The sequence below is a fragment of the Streptomyces sp. NPDC005393 genome (assembly GCF_040606675.1).
Taxonomy (GTDB): domain Bacteria; phylum Actinomycetota; class Actinomycetes; order Streptomycetales; family Streptomycetaceae; genus Streptomyces.
Window position 1 is genome coordinate 128,104 of sequence record NZ_JBEXFG010000004.1, and the last position, 18,035, is coordinate 146,138.

20 protein-coding genes, 1 tRNA gene and 1 pseudogene are annotated in these 18,035 nt (G+C 70.5%); 10 read left to right on the top strand and 12 right to left on the bottom strand.

All coding sequences use genetic code 11. The annotated features are described in order from the left end of the window. Nucleotides 1–435: 435 nt before the first annotated feature. The 10 genes and pseudogenes from ABZS71_RS06445 to ABZS71_RS06490 all read left to right on the top strand — a co-directional run bounded on the left by ABZS71_RS06445 (nucleotide 436) and on the right by ABZS71_RS06490 (nucleotide 11,725). A pseudogene (locus tag ABZS71_RS06445) lies at nucleotides 436–1,835 on the top strand (MFS transporter). 78 nt (nucleotides 1,836–1,913) lie between these two features. Then, nucleotides 1,914–2,126: a hypothetical protein gene (locus ABZS71_RS06450; RefSeq protein WP_356207986.1), complete on the top strand. Its 213-nt coding sequence runs from the start codon at nucleotides 1,914–1,916 to the stop codon at nucleotides 2,124–2,126. Between the two features lie 5 nt (nucleotides 2,127–2,131). Beyond that, on the top strand, nucleotides 2,132–2,365 hold the full coding sequence (locus tag ABZS71_RS06455; RefSeq protein ID WP_355848198.1) for a hypothetical protein: 234 nt from the start codon (nucleotides 2,132–2,134) through the stop codon (nucleotides 2,363–2,365). Nucleotides 2,366–2,464: 99 nt separating this feature from the next. Next, nucleotides 2,465–2,537, top strand: a tRNA-Ala gene (locus tag ABZS71_RS06460). Nucleotides 2,538–3,133: 596 nt separating this feature from the next. Further along, on the top strand, nucleotides 3,134–6,010 hold the full coding sequence (gene leuS, locus ABZS71_RS06465; protein WP_356207987.1) for a leucine--tRNA ligase: 2,877 nt from the start codon (nucleotides 3,134–3,136) through the stop codon (nucleotides 6,008–6,010). Between the two features lie 132 nt (nucleotides 6,011–6,142). Further along, the gene (locus ABZS71_RS06470; RefSeq protein ID WP_356207988.1) at nucleotides 6,143–6,805 is read left to right on the top strand and encodes a hypothetical protein; all 663 of its coding nucleotides are present in this window, start codon (nucleotides 6,143–6,145) and stop codon (nucleotides 6,803–6,805) included. Nucleotides 6,806–6,876: 71 nt separating this feature from the next. Continuing rightward, on the top strand, nucleotides 6,877–7,722 hold the full coding sequence (locus tag ABZS71_RS06475) for a DegV family protein (protein WP_355848190.1): 846 nt from the start codon (nucleotides 6,877–6,879) through the stop codon (nucleotides 7,720–7,722). Between the two features lie 121 nt (nucleotides 7,723–7,843). Next, entirely contained in the window at nucleotides 7,844–8,956 is a 1,113-nt protein-coding gene (locus ABZS71_RS06480; RefSeq protein ID WP_356207989.1) for a ComEA family DNA-binding protein, read from the top strand. Further along, the gene (locus ABZS71_RS06485; RefSeq protein WP_356207990.1) at nucleotides 8,953–11,391 is read left to right on the top strand and encodes a ComEC/Rec2 family competence protein; all 2,439 of its coding nucleotides are present in this window, start codon (nucleotides 8,953–8,955) and stop codon (nucleotides 11,389–11,391) included. Before ABZS71_RS06480 ends, ABZS71_RS06485 begins: the two co-directional genes overlap by 4 nt. A gap of 34 nt (nucleotides 11,392–11,425) precedes the next feature. Continuing rightward, nucleotides 11,426–11,725: a hypothetical protein gene (locus tag ABZS71_RS06490; RefSeq protein WP_356207991.1), complete on the top strand. Its 300-nt coding sequence runs from the start codon at nucleotides 11,426–11,428 to the stop codon at nucleotides 11,723–11,725. Nucleotides 11,726–11,791: 66 nt separating this feature from the next. Here ABZS71_RS06490 and ABZS71_RS06495 read toward each other — a convergent pair whose 3' ends face one another. The 12 genes from ABZS71_RS06495 to ABZS71_RS06550 all read right to left on the bottom strand — a co-directional run bounded on the left by ABZS71_RS06495 (nucleotide 11,792) and on the right by ABZS71_RS06550 (nucleotide 18,004). Further along, a complete protein-coding gene (locus ABZS71_RS06495; protein ID WP_356207992.1) occupies nucleotides 11,792–11,998 on the bottom strand; it encodes a hypothetical protein in 207 nt (68 codons plus the stop codon). Nucleotides 11,999–12,083: 85 nt separating this feature from the next. Continuing rightward, nucleotides 12,084–12,230 (bottom strand): hypothetical protein, encoded by a 147-nt coding sequence (locus ABZS71_RS06500; RefSeq protein ID WP_356207993.1) that lies wholly within the window; start codon nucleotides 12,228–12,230, stop codon nucleotides 12,084–12,086. A 35-nt stretch (nucleotides 12,231–12,265) separates the two neighbouring features. Then, the gene (locus ABZS71_RS06505) at nucleotides 12,266–12,727 is read right to left on the bottom strand and encodes a hypothetical protein (RefSeq protein ID WP_356207995.1); all 462 of its coding nucleotides are present in this window, start codon (nucleotides 12,725–12,727) and stop codon (nucleotides 12,266–12,268) included. 250 nt (nucleotides 12,728–12,977) lie between these two features. Then, nucleotides 12,978–13,121, bottom strand: coding sequence for a hypothetical protein (locus ABZS71_RS06510; protein ID WP_356207996.1), 144 nt, complete (start codon nucleotides 13,119–13,121; stop codon nucleotides 12,978–12,980). Further along, entirely contained in the window at nucleotides 13,118–13,297 is a 180-nt protein-coding gene (locus ABZS71_RS06515) for a hypothetical protein (protein WP_356207997.1), read from the bottom strand. The genes ABZS71_RS06510 and ABZS71_RS06515 overlap by 4 nt, the downstream gene beginning before the upstream one ends. Continuing rightward, a complete protein-coding gene (locus ABZS71_RS06520) occupies nucleotides 13,294–13,905 on the bottom strand; it encodes a hypothetical protein (protein ID WP_356207999.1) in 612 nt (203 codons plus the stop codon). The genes ABZS71_RS06515 and ABZS71_RS06520 overlap by 4 nt, the downstream gene beginning before the upstream one ends. A 124-nt stretch (nucleotides 13,906–14,029) precedes the next feature. Next, nucleotides 14,030–14,881: a helix-turn-helix transcriptional regulator gene (locus tag ABZS71_RS06525; RefSeq protein WP_356208001.1), complete on the bottom strand. Its 852-nt coding sequence runs from the start codon at nucleotides 14,879–14,881 to the stop codon at nucleotides 14,030–14,032. 11 nt (nucleotides 14,882–14,892) lie between these two features. Then, the gene (locus ABZS71_RS06530) at nucleotides 14,893–15,390 is read right to left on the bottom strand and encodes a DUF6879 family protein (RefSeq protein WP_356208003.1); all 498 of its coding nucleotides are present in this window, start codon (nucleotides 15,388–15,390) and stop codon (nucleotides 14,893–14,895) included. Continuing rightward, the gene (locus tag ABZS71_RS06535) at nucleotides 15,374–15,634 is read right to left on the bottom strand and encodes a hypothetical protein (RefSeq protein WP_356208005.1); all 261 of its coding nucleotides are present in this window, start codon (nucleotides 15,632–15,634) and stop codon (nucleotides 15,374–15,376) included. Before ABZS71_RS06535 ends, ABZS71_RS06530 begins: the two co-directional genes overlap by 17 nt. A 238-nt stretch (nucleotides 15,635–15,872) precedes the next feature. Further along, nucleotides 15,873–16,337, bottom strand: a complete 465-nt coding sequence (locus tag ABZS71_RS06540) for a peptidoglycan-binding protein (protein WP_356208006.1) — start codon at nucleotides 16,335–16,337, stop codon at nucleotides 15,873–15,875. After that, complete coding sequence (locus ABZS71_RS06545) at nucleotides 16,225–16,965, bottom strand: hypothetical protein (RefSeq protein ID WP_356208008.1); 741 nt, start codon at nucleotides 16,963–16,965, stop codon at nucleotides 16,225–16,227. The genes ABZS71_RS06540 and ABZS71_RS06545 overlap by 113 nt, the downstream gene beginning before the upstream one ends. A gap of 85 nt (nucleotides 16,966–17,050) precedes the next feature. Further along, nucleotides 17,051–18,004: a hypothetical protein gene (locus ABZS71_RS06550; RefSeq protein WP_356208009.1), complete on the bottom strand. Its 954-nt coding sequence runs from the start codon at nucleotides 18,002–18,004 to the stop codon at nucleotides 17,051–17,053. Between the last annotated feature and the right edge of the window lie 31 nt (nucleotides 18,005–18,035).

Consider the following 18,035-nt stretch of genomic DNA (forward strand, 5'->3'; position numbering starts at 1 on the left):
TGGCCACAACCTGGGGTCGTTCGCGGTCGCCGTGAGGAGTCGATGCAGTTGGTCTTCGCGGCCGGTGAAGGCCGCAACGTCGCGGGGGAGGGTGTGAAGGGCTCTGGCGGCTGTCGGGGCGGTGGCGGTCGGCGTATGCTGAGTCTTCACGGCCATGGTCGCTCCCCATGTCCCCCGGGCCAGGCACTGTGGTCCCATGCTTCCGGCAGCGGCGGAAGGCTGCCAGGTGCTGTCAGCACCAGCATCGGCGGGCTCTCGTTACCCGTACCGGCCCGCGTACAGGCTCGGTCCATGACGCACACCACCCTGACCGCCTCTCCTCCGCCCACAAGGGACATCGGCAGACCCAGTAAACGCGACGCCACTGACAATCGGGCCGGGCGGCGGCCGCCGCGCCCCGGCTGGCCGCTCGCGATCGTCCTCACCGGCCAGCTCATGGCTGTCCTCGACGTCTTCATCGTCAATATCGCCGCCCCGACCCTCCGGGCTGATCTGCACGCCTCAGGCGCCGGACTGCAGCTCGTCATCGCGGGCTACACCATCTCCTACGCCGTACTACTGATCACCGGAGCGCGGCTGGGCGCCATGGTCGGCCACCGGCAGATCTTCCTCATCGGGATCACCGTCTTCACCGGCGCCTCGCTCGCCTGTGATCTCGCCACGAGCACCGGGCAGCTGATCGCGTTCCGGTTCGTCCAGGGGGCGGGGGCCGCGCTGATGCTGCCGCGGGTGCTGAGCCTCATCCAGCGCACCTACACGGGCAGTTCACGGGCGCGGGCGCTCGGCGCGTACTCCGCGGTGCTCGCCTCCGGCGCCGCCGCCGAGCAGATCCTCGGCGGGGTGCTGGTCGAGGCCGATCTCTTCGGCACCGGCTGGCGTCCGGTCTTCCTGGTGAACGTGCCAATCGGGCTGGCGCTGCTCGTCCTCGGGCCGCGGCTGCTGCGCACCCCCGCCGATCCGCCGCGCACCCCCGCCGATCCGCCGCGTGCGAGCGGCGACCGCCCGGCCGGCGTGCGCGGGGGCGGGCTCGATCTGCCCGGTCTGGTGCTGCTCACGGCGGCCGTACTGCTGTTCACGGTGCCGATGGTGCTCGGGCAGGAGCGCGGCTGGCTGCTGTGGGGCTGGATCATGCTGGGGCTGAGCGCGGTTCTCGTGGCGCTCTTCGCGGCGTACGAGGCGCGGCTGGCCCGGCACGGCGGCGCTCTGATTTCCCCGCGGGTGGCGCGGGCGCCGGGGATGCCGCTCGCGGTGGTCCGTATCGCGCTCGGGATGGCGGCGAACGCGGGTTCCTGTTCAGGACGCTGCATGTGCAGGGCGGGCTCGGTTACAGCGCACTGCGGGCGGGGCTGACGTTCGTGCCCACGGCGGTCGCGTTCGGCGTGGTGGGGCTCAACTGGCAGCGGCTTTCCGCCCGCTGGCAGCCCTTCGCCGTACCGGGCGGATTCACTCTGGCAGCCGTGTCGTTCACGGGGGTCGGCCTGGCGCTGCGCGACGGCACGGACGGTGGCCTGTGGCTCTACGCCGCCATGGCCGCCGTCGGCGTGGGCCTCGCCTTCGCCTACAGCCCCGTGCTGACGCGGACGTTGGCGACCGTACGGCAGCAGGACGCGGCGGACGCCAGCGGTGTACTGGTGACATCCGCTCAACTCGGCCTGCTCACCGGGGTCGCCGTCTTCGGGGCCGTCTTCTTGGATATCGCGGACAAGGCGGACAGCGCGGTGCCGGGCGCCGGGGACTCCGCGGACGCCCTGTGGGTGACCTGCGTCGCTTTGACCGGGGCCGCGCTGTGCGGAGCGCTGATGAGTCTGGTGAGACGTGTGAGGCATCTCCACTGACCTGGGCGTCGTCCCATGGCAGAATCGGCACGGCCGGAGGGGGATGGGGCCGATAGTCCGATGGGGAGGGACGGTGGGATGCCGACCAGCATCCTCGACGCGCTCGAGGACCTTTCCGACGTGTCGTGGGCGAGGGCCCGAAGGGATACCTCGCCTATCCCGCCCGACGTCCCCCGTTGCGACTCCGGCATCGCATGCCCGTCCTGTGGCTCCGGCGATGTGGCCCAGGTCCTCGGCGACAACGGCGGTGTTTCCTACGTGTGTACGGCCTGCGGCCATAGCTGGAGCTGAGTGACATGGGAGCTCACAGCAGGAAATGTGACTGGTGCGGCAGCGGCACACCGATCGTCCGCGACATGGAGCCGCTCAACTCCGACTATCAGTACTGGTGTGCGGAGTGCGCGCAGGCGTTGATCATCAAGGGCGATCCGATCGAGACCTACCGGGAGCTGGAAGGGGAGCCGATCTACGGTCGGCTCCTCGACGAGCACTGCACGCTGAAGCGTTTCTATTCGTTCGCGACGGCGTAACGGGGCTCCGGGCCCCGCGGCGATCGATTTGGCGGAAGGCCGGGCCGTCCGTGTAATGTAGGCGATGCCGCCGAGGGGAACCGGGCGGAGGCAAGACCTGGGGCTATAGCTCAGTTGGTAGAGCGCCTGCATGGCATGCAGGAGGTCAGGAGTTCAATTCTCCTTAGCTCCACTCCGTTGAGGGGTGAACCCTGCTCACGCAGGGCGTTCGCCGCCTCAACTTCGTCATTTCTGCGCGGCTGCGCCGCGCGGGCGGGGGCTTCGCCACCCGCACCCCCACCCCCTGCAGGTGAACCCTGCTCACGCAGGGCGTTCGCCGCCTCAACTTCGTCATTTCTGCGCGGCTGCGCCGCGCGGGCGGGGGCTTCGCCACCCGCACCCCCAGCCCCTGCAGGTGAACCCTGCTCACGCAGGGCGTTTGCCGCCTCAACTTCGTCATTTCTGCGCGGCTGCGCCGCGCGGGCGGGGGCTTCGCCACCCGCACCCCCGGCAGCGACAGGCGGGCCGTCCGAGAGGGCGGCCCGTCTGTCGTCGTGGCCCCCCGGTGGCTTCCCTCGGTGCGGGCCCTTGGCGCCCTGCGGTAACCTGGCCCCATGCGTGCCGTACGCCTTCTGCTTAGCGGGCCGCGCTGATCGATACCGACCGAGCACAGCTCCGGTCGGCATCAGCGCGGCGTCCCCTCCTGTGCGAGGGGCCTTTTTGTTTCGGAAGCGAGCGGGATCCGTTGCGTTACCGCAGGCAGAGACGACCGATGGAGCTTTGAGGACCATGAGCGAGACCAATGCCGCAGCCGAGGTGGCCGCGCCGCACCGCTACACGGCCGCGCTGGCCGCTGATATCGAAGCCCGATGGCAGGACTTCTGGGACGCGAACGGCACGTACGCCGCGCCCAACCCGAGCGGCGATCTGGCCGGCGACCCCGAGACCGTCGCACGGCCCAAGAAGTTCGTCATGGACATGTTCCCGTACCCCTCGGGCGCGGGCCTGCACGTAGGCCATCCGCTGGGCTATATCGCCACCGATGTCTACGCCCGCTATCACCGCATGACGGGCCACAACGTCCTGCACACCCTGGGCTTCGACGCCTTCGGCCTGCCCGCCGAGCAGTACGCCGTGCAGACCGGCACCCACCCCCGGGTGAGCACCGAGGCCAACATCGAGAACATGCGGCGCCAGCTGCGCCGCCTGGGCCTGGGCCACGACCCGCGCCGCTCCTTCGCGACGATCGACCCGGACTACTACAAGTGGACCCAGTGGATCTTCCTGCAGATCTTCAACTCCTGGTACGACCCGGAGGCGAAGAAGGCGCGCCCGATCGAGACCCTGGTCGAGCAGTTCACCTCCGGTGAGCGCCCGACCCCCGACGGCCGCCCCTGGACCGAGCTGACCGAGGCCGAGCGGGCCGACGTCCTGAGCGGCTACCGCCTGGCCTACGCCTCGGACGCGCCCGTCAACTGGTGCCCCGGTCTGGGCACCGTGCTGGCCAATGAGGAGGTCACCGCCGACGGCCGCTCTGAGCGCGGCAACTTCCCGGTCTTCAAGGCCAAGCTGCGGCAGTGGAACATGCGGATCACCGCCTACGCCGACCGGCTGCTGGGCGACCTGGACGCGCTGGACTGGCCGGAGGCCATCAAGCTGCAGCAGCGCAACTGGATCGGACGCAGCGAGGGCGCCCGGCTGGACTTCCCGGTGGCCGACCACCCCGACGCGAAGATCACGGTCTTCACCACCCGCCAGGACACCCTGTTCGGTGCGACCTATATGGTGCTCGCCCCCGAGCACGGCCTGGTGGACGAGATCGTCCCGGCCGCCTGGCCCGAGGGCACCCACGACGTATGGACCGGCGGCCACGCCACCCCGGCCGCGGCCGTCGACGCCTACCGTAAGCAGGCCGCGGTCAAGTCGGAAGTCGAGCGGCAGGCCGAGGTCAAGGAGAAGACCGGCGTCTTCACCGGCGCGTACGCGATCAACCCGGTCAGCGGCGAGCCCGTACCGGTCTTCATCGCCGACTATGTGCTGATGGGCTACGGCACCGGCGCGATCATGGCCGTGCCGGCGCACGACACCCGTGACTTCACCTTCGCCCGCGCCTTCGAGCTGCCCATGCGGTGCGTGGTCGAGCCCTCCGACGACCGTGGCACCGACCCGTCGACCTGGGACGACGCCTTCGTCTCGTACGACGCCCGGATCGTCAATTCGACGAGCGACTCCGTGTCGCTGGACGGGCTGGGCGTCACCGAGGCCAAGGCGCGCATCACCGCGTGGCTGGAGGACCGGTCCATCGGTGAGGGCACCGTCAACTACCGGCTGCGCGACTGGCTGTTCAGCCGGCAGCGCTACTGGGGCGAGCCCTTCCCGATCGTCTACGACGAGGACGGCGTGGCCCATCCGCTGCCCGAGTCGATGCTGCCGCTGGAGCTGCCCGAGGTCGAGGACTACTCGCCGCGTACCTTCGACCCCGACGACGCCGACACCTCCCCGGAGACCCCGCTGTCCCGGAACGAGGAGTGGGTCAATGTGGTGCTGGACCTGGGCGACGGGCGCGGTCCGCGGCCGTTCCGCCGCGAGACCAACACCATGCCCAACTGGGCCGGCTCCTGCTGGTACGAGCTGCGCTATCTGGACCCGCGCAACGGCGAGCGGCTGGTGGACGCCGACACCGAGCACTACTGGATGGGGCCGCGCGAGGGGCAGCCCACCGGCGGTGTCGACCTGTACGTCGGCGGCGCCGAGCACGCGGTGCTGCATCTGCTGTACGCCCGGTTCTGGTCCAAGGTGCTGTTCGACCTGGGCCATGTCTCCTCGGCCGAGCCGTTCCACAAGCTCTACAACCAGGGCATGATCCAGGCCTACGTCTACCGGGACAGCCGCGGCATCGCCGTCCCGGCCGCCGAGGTCGAGGAGCGCGACGGTGCGTACTACTACCAGGGCGAGAAGGTCAGCCGGCTGCTGGGCAAGATGGGCAAGTCCCTGAAGAACGCCGTCACGCCGGACGAGATCTGCGCCGAGTACGGGGCGGACACGCTGCGCCTTTACGAGATGGCCATGGGGCCGCTGGATGTGTCCCGGCCCTGGGACACCCGCGCCGTGGTCGGCCAGTACCGGCTGCTGCAGCGGCTGTGGCGCAATGTCGTCGACGAGACCACCGGTGAGGTAGCCGTCGTCGACGCGGAGCCCGACGAGGCGACGCTGCGCGCCCTGCACAAGGCCATCGACGGCGTCCGGCAGGACATGGTGGGCCTGCGCTTCAACACCGCCATCGCCAAGATCACCGAGCTGAACAACCACGTCACCAAGGTGCGCGAGGTGCCCCGCTCGGTCGCCGAGACCCTGGTGCTGCTGATCGCGCCGCTGGCCCCGCATATCGCCGAGGAGCTGTGGCGCAAGCTGGGGCACACCACGTCGGTCGTCCATGAGCCCTTCCCGGCCGCCGACCCGGCGTATGTCGTGGACGAGACCGTGACCTGCGTCGTGCAGATCAAGGGCAAGGTCAAGGCGCGGCTGGAGGTCGCCCCCTCGGTCTCCGACGAGGAGCTGGAGGCGCTGGCGCTGGGCGACCCGGCGGTGGTGGCGGCGCTGGACGGCGCGGGCATCCGCAAGGTGATCGTGCGGGCACCGAAGCTGGTCAATATCGTCCCGGCCTGATCGTTCCGTTTCGTATCAGGGATCTCACCTACGGGCAGGGCGGGGGTTTCACAGGAACCCCCGGCCCGCCCGGTCCGTTTAAGGTGGGAGGACGAGCGCCGCTGCCGTGACCGACGCCCCGAAGGAGCGCCCATGGAAGCCATTCTCTGGGTCCTGTTGCTGCTTTTCCTGCTGTTCGTCACGGTGGGGGTCTACGCGGCCGTGCGCACGGTCCGTGCCGCCAAGCGAGGCATCGACCGCACGGTGCACCAGGCCCGTCGCACGGTGGAGGACACCCGGCTCCGTGCCAGACAGCTCGCCCAGCCGGGCGCGGCCGGCCAGCTCGCCGAGCTGCGGCTGTCCCTGCGCACCTCGATGCGCGCCACCGAGCAGGCGCTGCGGGCCGCCGCCCCGCAAGACCGGTCCCTGTCGGAGTCGTTGGGGCTGTTCCGGCGGCTGAGCGAGCACGGCCGTGAGCTGGACGACGATCTGAAGCGGCTGGAGCAGGAGCCCGACAAGGCCCGTCTCGCGTCCCTGCTCCCCGAGCTGCGGGAGCGTACGCAGCGGATCACCCACTCCGCTGGCTCGCTGCGCTGGGCAGCACAGGACCGGGCGCAGCGGTTCGCGCAGGACGATCTGGACGCGCTGGGGCGGGAGATCGACATGGAGGCGGGGGCGCTGCGGCACTGGACGTCGGAGCCGCAGGAGCCGCGGCCGGCGCCCGAGCCGCCCTCGCTGGGGACGGCGCCCCGGGCGGAGGGCTATTCGTGGCAGAAGCCCTGGCAGAAGTCCGCCCGCCCCGAGAACACGGCCTGACCGGTACGGTCATTGATCATCCGGTGGGGTCGCGCTGTCGGCTCGGGGCTTGCCCCGATAATCTCGCTGTCATGTCCCGCCATGTCGCGATCGTGACCGATTCAACGGCTTACTTGCCGCAGGAGGCGATGGAGCGGCATCGCATCACCTCCGTGCCGCTGACGGTGGTGCTCGGGGACCGGGCACTGGAGGAAGGGACCGAGATCTCGGCCCGGTCCCTCGCACAGGCGCTGCAGAAGCGCCGGCCGGTGACGACATCCCGGCCCAGCCCCGAAATGTTCGCGGCCGCCTACCGGGCCGCCGCCGCGCAGGGCGCGACGGGCGTCGTCTCCCTGCATCTGTCGGCCGAGATCTCCGGCACCTACGACGCCGCCGTGCTCGCCGCCCAGGACGCGCCCTTGCCGGTGCGGGTGGTGGACAGCGGAATGGTCGCGATGGCGCTCGGCTTCTGCGCCCTGGCGGCGGCCGAGGCCGCGGAGGGCGGCGGCACGCTGGACGAGGCCGTCGCCGCGGCCCAGAAGCGGGCCGACGGCACCGCGGCCTACTTCTACGTCGACACCCTCGACTATCTGCGGCGCGGCGGCCGTATCGGCGCGGCTCAGGCCCTGCTCGGCTCCGCGCTCGCGGTCAAACCGCTGCTCCAGCTCGACGAGGGACGGATCGAGCTGCGGGAGAAGGTCCGCACCGCCTCGAAGGCCATCGCCCGGCTTGAGGAGATCGTGGTGGAGCGGGCCGGGAAGAGCCCGGTGGACATCGCGGTGCAGCATCTCGCGGCGGGCGAGCGGGCCACGGCGCTCGCCGAGCGGCTGCGGGAGCGGGTGCCGGGGCTCGAGGAGCTGTACGTCAGCGAGGTGGGCGCGGTGATCGGGGCGCACACCGGGCCGGGGCTGCTGGGCGCGGTCGTCTCGCCGCGGTAGCGCTGGGTGGACGGCTTCCGCTCACCCGCCCGGACGGCAGAGTTATCCACAACCTGTGGGTTATCCCCGGGAATTGAGGCGTGGCGGCGGGATCGACCGAGTGTGTCTACCGTCGGGTGGCATGAGGTCACGAACACGGACAGTCACCACGGGGCCGGGGCGCGGCCGCCACCGCGACATCGGAGCGGGCCGCCGCCCGCCGTCCGGCCCCGGCGCGGCCCGCCCCGGGGCCGGGGGCCACTCCTGCATGGCCCACCGGCGCCCCCGCCCCACCGCCGCCTTACGCGCCACCCGAGCCGCGACCCTGCTCCCCACCCCGCCGACGCCCCCGCTCATGGGCAGTCGGGACGGGCCGAAGGCCGGAGGCGAGCGGGCCACGCCGCGATGGGCGATGGCAGCGGACGCGGTTGAACCCTTGCCCGGTGACGATGCGAAGGATGCCGCGGACGGTGAGGAGGTCGTGGCCGGCGAGGAGGTCGTGGCCGGCGGAGACGGCGGTGCCGCACTGCGCCGCCGTGACCGGGCGCGGCTGGCACTGCGGGAGCGGCTGCCGCTGTGGCTTCAGCTGCGCTGCGGTATCGAGCTCAGGACCCTCGCGGCCCTGGCGGTGGCCCTGCTGGTCGCCGTGGCGTTCGCGGCGTACCACTTCTGGACGGGCCGCCCGCAGACCGTCCGGGCGCCGGACCCGGAGCCCCCGCGCGCGGCGCCCGCCAAGCCCGGCCCGACGCCCGCCAAGCCCGGCCCGACGCCCGGGGAGAGCAGGGCGGTCGTGGTCGATGTGACGGGCAAGGTCCGGCGTCCGGGGCTGCGGAAGCTCCCCACCGGGGCGAGGGTCGCCGACGCCATCGAGGCGGCGGGCGGGGTACGGCCGGGCGCGGACATGCACGGGCTGAACCGGGCCCGCCCGCTGGTGGACGGGGAGCAGATCGTGGTCGGCGCCCCGGCGGGCGGACCGCCCGGCACCGGCGCAGCCAGCCCATCGGGCGTGCCGGGCGCAGCGGTCGGACCGGGGGCAGCGGTCGGACCGGGGGGTGTGCCCGGCGGCTCGGTCAGCCTCAACTCCGCGACGGCCGAACAGCTCGACACCCTTCCGGGCGTCGGCCCGGTGCTTGCCCAGCACATCATCGACTACCGCACCCAGCACGGCGGCTTCCGCGCTGTCGACGAACTCCGTGAGGTCAACGGCATCGGCGACCGCCGCTTCGCCGACCTGCGCCCCCTGGTCCGCCCATGACGGTCACGCAGCGTGCCCCGGTCCACGCGGCCGCCACGTCACCGCACGGGGCGTCCGACCCACGCCAGGAGGGCCCGGCCGACCTTCGCCTCATCCCGCCCGCCCTGGCGGCCTGGGCCGCCGCGGCCCTCGCCCTGAGCGTCCCGGCCCGCACGGTGGCCGTGACCTGCACGATCGCCTGCCTGGTCGCGGCGGCACTGCTGTATGCGGCCCGCCGCCGAGCCGACCCGGCGCTGGGCGGACGCGGCGGCGCCGCCGTCTCCCACGATGTGCCGCCGCCCTCGCCGCCCTCGCCGCCCTCGTGGCCCTCGCCGCACGACGCCGGGCGGCGCAGGCGGCGGGTGGGAGCCATGGTGGCGGTGTTGCTGTGCGGCGCCGCGGCGGGGGCGGTCGCCGCGGCGCATGCGGCGGATGTGCGCAGCGGCCCTGTCCCGTCCCTGGCCCGGGAGTACGCCGAGGTCACCGCCCAGGTGACGGTCACGGGCGACCCTCGGCTCAGCCGGCCCCGGGTGCGGGGGGCCGCGCTCGCGCCCGCGTCCGTAGTCCTCGAAGCCGAGGCCGGCCGGGTCACCGGGCCCGACGGGACCACGACCGCCACCCGCGCCCCCGTGCTCCTTACCGTCCACCCGGGCGCCCGAAAGGGGCAGGCGGCCTGGCTCGGGCTCCTGCCCTCCACACGCCTGCGCGTCCACGGCCGCCTGGCGCCGCCGCTGCGCGACGGGGACCGGATCGCCTCCGTGGTGCGCGTCAGGGGTGGTGGGCCGCCGCGCGTCATCGGCGCGCCCAGCGCGCTCCAGCGGCTGGCCGGACGGCTGCGCGCCGGGCTGCGCACCGCGACCGACGGGCTCTCCCCGGACGCACGGGCGCTGCTCCCGGCGCTGGTCGTGGGGGACACCTCACGGGTGCCGCCCGATCTCGACGAGGCGTTCCGGGCCACGGACATGGTCCATCTGATGGCCGTCTCCGGCAGCAATCTGACGCTCGTGCTCGCGCTGCTGACCGGCCCGCCCCACCTCGCCGCACGGGCCGAGCGGCGCGGTCTCGCGGGCGCGCTCGGGATCCGGCTCCGGACGACCGCCCTCCTCGGGGGCGGGCTCACGCTCGGCTTCGTGATCGTCTGCAGACCGGAGCCCAGCGTGCTGCGCGCCGCCGTCTGTGGGCTGATCACGCTGCTCGCCATCGGCACCGGTCGCCGCCGGTCCCTGCTCCCGGCCCTGGCGGCGGCCGTCCTCGCGCTGGTCCTCTACGACCCGTGGCTGGCCGTGAGCTATGGGTTCCTGCTCTCCGTGCTGGCCACCGGCGCACTGCTCACCTTCGCGCCGACGTGGAGCGACGCCCTGCGGCGCCGTGGCATACCGCCCCGGTTGGCCGAGGTGCTGGCGGCCGCGGCGGCGGCTCAGGCGGTCTGCGCGCCGGTCGTGGTAGTGATGGCCGCGCGGGTGAGCCTGGTGGCGATCCCCTGCAACCTCCTCGCCGAAGCGGCGGTCGGCCCGGCCACCGTCCTCGGCTTCGCCGCGCTCGCGGTGGCTCCCCTCGCGCCCCTGGCCGCCGAGTGGATCGCCTGGCCGGCCGGCTGGTTCGCCCGATGGATCGCCGGTGTGGCCCGTACGGGCGCGGGGCTGCCCGGAGCCGAGACGGGCTGGCCGGGCGGCTGGACCGGCGGGCTGCTGCTGGCAGCCGTCACCCTGGCCCTCATCCTCGTGGGCCGCCCGCTGCTGCACCACCGCTGGCTGTGCGCCGTATGCGCGCTGCTTCTGCTGCTCGCGATCGTCCGCCCGGCACCCCTGGCCCGCGTCATCACCGGCTGGCCGCCGCACGGTTGGCGGATGGTGGCGTGCGACGTCGGTCAGGGCGACGCGCTCGTCCTGGCAGCGGGTCCCGGCACGGCCGTCGTCGTGGACACCGGCCCCGAACCGGCAGCCGTCGATCGCTGTCTGCGGACCTTGGGTGTCGTCCGGATCCCGCTGCTGATCCTCACCCACTTCCACGCCGACCACGTGGCCGGGCTGACCGGCGCGATGCACGGCCGGGCGGTCGGCGCGATCGAGACGACCAGCCTCCAGGAGCCGCCCGGGCAGGCCGAGTTCGTACGGCGCCGGGCGGGGGCGGCGCATATCCCGGTGGTCGAGGCGGCGCCGGGGGAGCGCCGCCACCTCGGCCCCCTGTCCTGGGAGGTCCTCTGGCCCGCGCCGTCGCCCGCCCTGACAGCGGAGGAGGGGCCGAACGACGCGAGCGTGACCCTCCTCGTCCACACGGCGGGCCTGACCCTTCTCCTCCTCGGCGACCTGGAACCACCCGCCCAACAAGCGCTTCTGGCGGCGCACCCCACCCTCCCCGAGGTGGACGTCCTCAAGGTCGCCCACCACAATTTCCTTGTAGAACATCTACTTGAGGGTTTGAGGGGTATGGCTCCCATCTACTGCCACGTCAGTTGATACTGATTGCCCGCAATGTAACGAGGGGGGAGCTATGGCCAAAGATCCTGCGCCGAAGCACCTGACGATCACTATCGACTTCGACCTTCAGACGGAAGGGTCGACTGTCCAATATCAGCGCGCACGTGCCGCCTACGAAGCGGCGGTAGAGGCGGCCATCCGGGAGGCTCAGAAGGTCCTGCCGCCTGACAGCATCAAGGGGATCACCAGCGAGATCGACTGGTCGTATCGCTGGACTCGGGAACGTGATGTCCAGTTCCGGCGTCCCGACCTTGTGGACGACGAGATCGAGGACCTGACGGACGAGGACTTCGTGTTTGAGGACGAGGACTGATCCTCCCGGAATGGAAGGGAGCCCCGGCCGCTGCGGCCGGGGCTCTCGCCTGGGGCCTCCTGGGCCCTACGGTGGGCCGGCTTCCTCCAGGGCATCCCGCACGACGCCGACGGCCTCGGCCGTGACCGCCCAGGCGGAGATGAGCTGGTCCAGTGTGCCGAGGAAAGCGGTGTGGGCCCCGACCGTGTGGGCCGCCTCGATCACCTCACCGACGAACTCGTACGCCCGCTCGTCCGAGAGCTTGCTCAACCAGGGGAACGCGATGCTCTGCACGGGCTCTCCTCTTGCGCCTGGCGGGATAGGAAGGCCCCGCCCGCACGCCACGGGGGTGACGCACGGGCGGGGCTTGACGCGGTCGTCAGCGGGGCTGCGAGCCGGGTCCAGAATCGGGGACGACGAACCCTCGGACGGGCTGGGTAACCGGCGGGTCCTGCTGGGAGGCTTCCGCCTGCGCCTGCCGCATGGCCTTCACCACGTCCGCATACTTCGGGTTGATCCACTCCATCAGGTGCCTCCTCTTTCCGGGCCGCAGCCTACGGGTCAGCCCTTGGGCTTCGGCTTCGGTTGGACGACGATCGGGCCGCCGTCGTCCGAGTGCTGACACTTGGCGGCCACGGCGACGAGGGGCTTGTCCGGCGCGGTCCACAGCTCCTCGTCGGGGATGAAACCCGCCTCGCGCATCATGGCCTGCGTGCGAGTGAGGATCGCCGGATCGTAGTTCTCCGGGTCGTACCCGGGGGTGTGCTCGACGTAGTCGCCCCTCCGCGCGCAGAGGGCCTTGTACAGGCGGGTGTGGAGGATGAGCGCATGCCATCCCTCGTCCACGACCCTGGAGGGTGTCAGTGCCGCCTGCGGGAACTGTGCGGCCGTGAGGACGAACTTAGCCGCCTCGTCCGCGATCCGCTCGGCCATGCCCGGCTCCATGCCGGGGTTGTTGTCGAGGACGGTCTGAGCGACGCCTTGTCGCTGTGTGTCGTCCAGTAATGCCGTACGTTCGGCCATGTGCCTGCCTCTCTCAGTCGGGTAGTGCACGGTCCTCGTCCCGGTCGCTGGCCTCCAAGCGCGCGATCCGGGGCGGGGCTTGGAGGGCGGGCCGCTGGCGCCAGCGCTCCGGCGGGGGTCCGGAGCCCAGCGGCCCACCCGGTCTAGAAGCCCCTGGCGCAGATGCCGCAGCCGGGGCGTCCGCACGTGGGATGCGGCGCGGGCTGAGGCGCGGGCTTGGGCTGAGACACGATCCTCCTCGTGTGATGGGCTACCGGTTCGGGTTGCCCGCGATGCACAGGGCGATCACGAGCACCAGCAGCGCGAGCTCGGCGCCGATCAGCAGGCCCATGCGGGCGGCACGGAAGGCGACCAGCCCGGCCCGCTCGGCGGGGGACTTTCGGCGGTGGCTCATCCGGCATCGCCTGGTCGCCGCTGCCGCATGGCCGCGTTGTACGCGTCCAGGAGCGCCTCGCCCGTCTGGCATCCGGCGCCGGGCGTCCGGCAGGCCAGGCAGCCCGCGGCGTGCTCGATGGCTGTGCGCCATGCCTCGTCGGCGAACGGGTCCTTGGTCTCCTCGGCCGCCGTCATCGGGACCTGCCGCGATCGAGAGCGCGGCGCATGGCCGCCGCCTGGGCCACCGCGTCGCGCGGGTAGTCCCGGGCGTGGGCGGGGCAGGCGTAGACGGTCGTGCTGGCGACGCTGCCGCTGTGCTCGACGGCGACCGGGACCGGTTCGTCGGTGGGGAGCTGGCAGCGGTAGCAGAGCTGTCGGCCGTCCGGTGCCGGGCCGAGGACCTCGTCGAGGGCCTGGCGCAGGGCCGGGACCAGGCGATTGATGTCGGTCAGATACCGGTCTGGGCCGAGCGGGATCCGCCAGTACGTCTGGTGCTCGGGCCCCCAGGAGGCGGGGGGTACGCCGAGGAGGGTGCCCTCGTCGGCGAGTTCGGTGAGCATGCGGACCTGTCGCATGCGCCAGGTGCGGGGGGTGGAAGTGTCGATGCCGACGAGCCAGTACGTCTTGCCGTAGGTGTCGTCCTGGATGACGGCGCCCGAGTCCCGCCCGAGGAGTTCAAGGGTGCGGTCTGCGACCGGTGTGGGTGCGGAGATGGCGTCCCACCATTTGCCCACCGGTAACGCCTCGACGTCCTCGGTGTTCGGCGGTGTCCACGGGAGGGCTTGGGTGGTAGAAGTGGCCATGCTGGCGCTCCTTGTGGCGTTGGCCGCGCCCCGGGAGGTTCCACCGCCTCGCCGGGGTCCTGTTACGGACCGTACGGACAGGGCGACTCAAGGCTCCAGCTTGGTGCACGATGGTGCACGCATTTCACCCCAGCACTGTGATGGCCTCGTGGATGAGCGTTCGGGCCTTCTCCCCGTACACCGCGAGGTCGCCCAGTTCGCGGAACACCTGGGCGTACATCTCGATCTCCTGCGGCTGGCTGATCGTCAGGTAGCCGGAGACCAGCTCGACAGCCACCTGTGCATTGTCGAAGATCCAGAAGCCTTCCACGGGGCGCATTGCCTCGCGCGAGGGTTGCATCGGCACGATGCCGAGGCTCACCTGGGGTAGGAACCCGACCGTCAGCAGGTGCCGCAGTTGCTCGCGCATCACCTCCCGGCCTCCGATCCCTGCCCGCAGGACGGCCTCCTCGATGAGGAAAGCGAACGTGTGGCGGCCCTCGTACAGCACGTGCTGGCGGTCCATGCGCTCAGCCACGGCGGCATCGACGTCATCAACCAGTCCACGGCGCTTCCGGGTGGCGTGCAGGATGGCTGCGGTGTAGCTCATCGTCTGCAACAGGCCCGGCACCAGCCACGAGTCATATGCACGGAACGCACGCGTGCGCTCGTACAACGGCCGCACGGACTCCTGCGCCTTCCGCAGGCCGCTGCGCTCCATACGCCGCCACTCGATCCACATGCCTTCCACCGTGCGCAGCGCGGCGACGAGGTCCTCGGCCTGGTCGTCCGCCCCGCACGCGCGCGCCCATACGCGGGTGTCCTCGGGGGACGGAGCCGTTCGGACGTTCTCGATCCGGGACACCTTGGAGTGGCTCCAGCCGGCTCGGTCGGCGAGCTCGCGCACCGTCAACTCAGCATCCAGGCGCAGGTCTCGTAAGCGGGCAGCGAGGGCCTTTCGTGCGGCCTCGGCGCTGGATGACGGTGACGCGGGCATGTTCTGCTTGGTCAGATCTTGTAGTCCTCGTGCGGGATGGCTCGCCCCCACACGGTGTCGAACGCTGAAGCGCACAGGCGCGCGACCGCAGGATCCTCTGTCCACTCCTCGCTGAGGATTTCCCCGTCGCCGGAGAAGTGCCCAAAGCGCACCAGCGTGTCATCGAGGATCCAGAAGTCATTGCCGGGCAGCGCAATGTCCGAGGCGTGGCGACGCGGTAGCCAGCGCACCTCCTCACCGGCTGCGATGTTCATGGAGGTCACCGCGTGCTCAAACCGGATGTAGTCGGTGACCGGCTCTGACACGATGCGCGCCCGGCGCACGACGACGCCGCGCGCTACAGCCTCGCGCACCATGTCGACCCACGGCCGGTAGACCTCCATTACATCGAGTTGGTCGCCGCGCTTCCAGCTCAGATAGGTCGGGTCGTCTGGGGTGTAGCTGTCGCGCATCTCCAGGTGGAACGCCGTCCGTTGGGTGGTGCGCAGGCGTTCAGGAAAGCTGGCCACGGTCGTCCTCGTCGTCGCGGGGCAGGAACTTCCGCATCACCTTAGGGAGCCTGATGATCACCTCGTGATCCGGGACGTCCGTGGAGTGCCCGGGGATCGATCCGATCTCCTGGCACGCCTTCACTTCTTCCTCTGTGGCCTTGTAGGACTGGATCAGCAGGTCTCCGGTCTCCTCATCGAGCCAGATGGTCGGTGAGTCCGTGTTCGGGGTGTTTGGGATGATGCCCAGGAACCTTAAGCGCATGGCGATCTCCTCAGCGAAGGTGTTGCACCTTGGTGCACGACCACCTTCACCGTGACGCGAACGGCGGGTCAAGGGTGTGTGACCCTGAGTGGGCAGAAGGTGGAGGCTGTCGAGGCGCGGACGTTGATCCTGAAGGCCATCGAGGCCCTGCACTGACCTCGGGCACGACAAAAGCCCCCTCGCCCGGCCCGAAGGCCAGACGAGGGGGCAGCGTCATGTCAGAGAGGCGTTGTGGAGATCAGCTCTTCGGGACACGAAGCAGGTCCCAGGTGGTCTTCCCGGGCGGCCAGGTGGCCGCCTTGCCGGTGAAGCCGCAATGCCTCTGCCACGCCTCGTACGAGGCGACGTCCCCGGAGCCGATGACGTTCTTGTTCGCCGAGGACTGGTAGCGGCCGCAGCCGACGGCAACCAGACGGTTGTGCATGCGGGCCACGATCGGGCTCTTACGGCCCATGGAGAACCAGGCGGCTCCGGGGAAGGGCTCGTACTGCTTCGCCGGGGGGTTGGTCGGCTCGGTGCCCTTGGGGCGGGGAGCCCCCTTCTTGACCCAGGCGTAGAGCGGGCCGCCAGGGCAGGAGGTCGCGTACCCGTCACGGTGGCCGAGGATCTCGTCCCCGGCTCCGTGCTGGCGGAGCAGCTCGATGCCGTCGCGTATCGCGGAGAGTATCTCGTCTGTGGGTTCGGTCAGGCCCTCGCTGCCCACCAGGCCCACGATGGCGTAGTGCGCAACGTTCAGGGCCTGGTTGCCGTTGGCGCCGGTGCGCTTGCCGATGCCCCGGCCCTCCCTGTCCCAGCGCTTGCGCGATCCGCAGCTGTACGTCCCGGAAGACCTGGTCCTCCTGCTCGTTCACAGCCGCCTTAACGGCCTGCGTCCAGCGGTCCCAGAAGGTGCCCAGCGGCTTGCCGAGATGGTGGAGCAGCGTCTCGATCGTCTGGGTGAGGGGAGAGATCATCCCCTTGGCCTCGGCGCTGTCGGGGGAGGCGTGGGCTGCCCCATTGCGCATCAAGATCAGCAGGTCGAGTTGGGGATCCGCCTGGAGCACACCGATCTTCCGAAGACGGGCGATGGCCTCCTTGGCCCCGACGGTGCGGACCTTATCCTCGGCCACCTGGAAGTGACCGCCGAGGTACATCAGCATGTCCTCGTTGCGAGGCTCCGCGATGTAGACCGGGTTCTTCGAGACGAGGACCGCCTTGGCGAGCTTCTCGACCGCGAGACCGCCGTGGAGAGCGAACTCGTCGTACTCGCCGCGCCCGTGGTCACCCATAGCCCGGTGCGCCGCCTTCTTGGCGCCCTCGTAGAAGCTCTCGAAGGAGAGGGAATCGTCCATGAGTGGACGGTACGGCGCCTGCACTACAGGGGCGATCGGTTTCAGGGATCCAACCCCGGCTGGGGAGCCGGGCTTGGGGAGAAGATCAATCCGGATCGTGGGTTTCGGTGTTCAGGAACTGCTCCACCCTCATGTGAAACGTCCTCTCCGAGAGCACTGCGCCATCAAAAAATGTTGCGGCTTGGTACGCGGCCCGATCATCAACACTCTTGACGTCCACCCCAGCGGCCTCAAGCTCGTCCCGAGTGGCGAGCCTGAGGTAACACATGGAGCAACGCAGGGCAATAACGGTGAAGTGCGGGGACTCCTCCGTACCCTGGTTCGCTGAGAGAACGTGGGCTCCGCTCCCACAAGCAGGACACTTCTCACGACTCTCGATCTGGATGCCACTCCCCGTGAGACCCACCCTGAAGACGTCCAGCCGTAGCTGCTCGATCTTGAGGTGCTGCTGGAGATGTTCAGGCAGATCAGAGAACCGATCGTCGTAACGATGCTTCGCCTGCTTGATCCTCACCTGGACGTCCCGGTAGACCTTGCTGCGCTTGTTGTCGACCGCCATCCGAGCTGCGATGGTCCACCGACCCCAGAAGGCATTCAGCGAACCACCCAGGTCCTTAAGCAGGGTCTCGACGGTCTTGGCGAGAGTCGGCAAGAAGGCCTTCGCCTCGTCTCCGCTCCCTGCGTGGGCAACCCCGTTCCGCACGTCGATCAGCGTGTCCAGCTCTTTGTCTGGAGAGAGGACATCCAGGGCACGTAGGCGAGATATAGCCTCGGACGCCCCAATCGTGCGCACCTTTTTCGCTCTTCGGTGGCCGCCCATGTGAAACAGCATGTCTGTGTTGCTGTTGGAGTTGCCCTTGACCTCGACGATGTAGATCGGATTCTTCGAGACTAGAACGGCCTTGGCGAGCCGCTCGATCGCGACTCCAGCGTGGAGCGCGAACTCGTCGTACTCGCCGCGCCCGTGGTCATCCATGGCCCGGTGCGCGGCCTTCTTGGCGCCTTCGAGGAAGCTCTCGAAGGAGAGCGAATCGTCCATGCCAGGACGGTAGCGGCGCTTGTACTACAGA